This window comes from Vibrio sp. 05-20-BW147 (genome assembly GCF_013369385.1).
Taxonomy (GTDB): Bacteria; Pseudomonadota; Gammaproteobacteria; order Enterobacterales; family Vibrionaceae; genus Vibrio; species Vibrio floridensis.
In genome coordinates this window covers 1-1,592 of the sequence record NZ_SZTO01000056.1, presented here as the reverse complement: position 1 = coordinate 1,592, position 1,592 = coordinate 1, and the positions used below count along the sequence as shown (strand labels likewise).

2 protein-coding genes are annotated in these 1,592 nt (G+C 40.1%); both read left to right on the top strand.

All coding sequences use genetic code 11. From position 1 onward, the window contains the following. Nucleotides 1-393 precede the first annotated feature (393 nt). The gene (locus tag FC652_RS19735) at nt 394-804 is read left to right on the top strand and encodes a hypothetical protein (RefSeq protein WP_176299859.1); all 411 of its coding nucleotides are present in this window, start codon (nt 394-396) and stop codon (nt 802-804) included. Between the two features lie 187 nt (nt 805-991). Continuing rightward, nucleotides 992-1,399, top strand: coding sequence for a hypothetical protein (locus FC652_RS19730; RefSeq protein ID WP_101958634.1), 408 nt, complete (start codon nt 992-994; stop codon nt 1,397-1,399). Nucleotides 1,400-1,592: the final 193 nt, after the last annotated feature.

Genomic DNA, 1,592 nt, shown 5'->3' with positions numbered 1-1,592 from the left:
GTTTTCCGGACACTTATTCTTTGGCGCTGAAAACTCTGAGTGTTGCCTCAATCAACTTTCGGGCAAGCGCGAGGTTAGGGTGGTTGGCTCAATCAGAAATTTGATCTTAGGTTTTTGAGTTTTGACTGCCAAAGTTCAAAGTCTGATTTTCAAAATTATGAGTCATTTCTGTTTTCTACGTTTTGGTTTTTGTTTGTGAATCAAAGTCGAGTTAATCTTGGTTTGGGTAAAACGTAAGTCATTGAAGCTTAAGCATAACAAAGCGTTAAAGAGGGACTTGGCACGCGTGGCATTTTCAGTTTGCGTTGGGTTTAGTGGTTACGGCACTGTGCAGTAGTTTTTGTATTGCGTGCCTGCGCCCCTTAACGCGGCGTTATGTGAATAAGGGAAACTATGAGTTTTGATATCGCAATTTTAAGTCTGGAAAAGCGAATAACCAACGCGGAAGCCAGTGAAATTTACGCTGAAATACTTGAAGGTAATTACAGTAATGTTGCTAAAAATGCGGCAATAGAAGATTTTTATCGTGAGCTAACCGCCATACATCCTGAAATTGATGACATTCCGGACGACAAAGCTGAGGACATCGATTTTTGTCCTTGGAGTTGTGAGTTTGATAAGTCTGCCGCGCACGTAATTATTAGTTCGGTTTGGTCTAAGTCTGACTACGTCTATGACCTTGTTCAATCACTCGCTGTTAAACATAATCTTGCCCTCTTTAGCCCACAAGCGGAAATAGTTGTATACCCTGACGGTTCTGAGGGTGGTGAAGTGGAAAAGGGAGCATGGTGGAAATTCTGGTAAATTCACATAACAATGCGTTTAAGACGGATTCCCAACGCTTGGCATTTTTAGTTTGCTTCAGTTTTAGTGTTTACGGCACAATACTTTAGGTACAGTGGTCTGCGTTGCTCACCACTTAACGCGGCGTTAAGCGCTAAGGCTCCGTGGAGTCTCTATCAAAAATGGATAGTAATTAATGGTGTAAATAATGAAATATACAGTATTAAAGTTAGGCGGCACTACACAGTTTGAAAGTGAGAGAGTTGCAGTAGATAGATTTATAAACAGTGGATACAAGTTTGTTTGTGAAATAGAAGCTGCTGACAGAGTCGAAGCACAAAAAAAGTATTCTAATGAACATAAAGCAACCAATGAGGTAGCTGGAGAGCTAAAAAATCCAGCGAGTTACTTAAAAGTATGTTCAACGATATTCATGACATTGTCGATTGTTGGATGTTTAATCCTAGTTCTAATGGGTTTTGAAGCTGCTGAATCATACCGAACTCGGGATTTCGCAGTATTCTACTTTGTAGGTGCAGCAGCGAGTTTATTGGTTACATTACTTATCCATAGTATTAGCAAGACTCTGATTTATATTGCTAATAAAGTGAGTTGACAGCGCTTAACAAACTGTTCAAGTAGATTCGGCATGCGTGGCATTTTTGGTTTGCAGTGGTTTTAGTGATTATGTAGTGTTGCGGAAGCTTTTGTAGTGCATGCCTCACTACTTAACAGGGCGTTATGCTTAATCACCAAAAATCAGTGGTTTATGATTGTTCTTTGTTCCCTTGGCTTGTGAGTTTTGTGTT

Coding starts and splice junctions, on each gene's coding strand:
- FC652_RS19735 (WP_176299859.1), top strand. CDS start 394: ATGAGTTTTGATATCGCAATTTTAAGTCTGGAAAAGCGAATAACCAAC.
- FC652_RS19730 (WP_101958634.1), top strand. CDS start 992: ATGAAATATACAGTATTAAAGTTAGGCGGCACTACACAGTTTGAAAGT.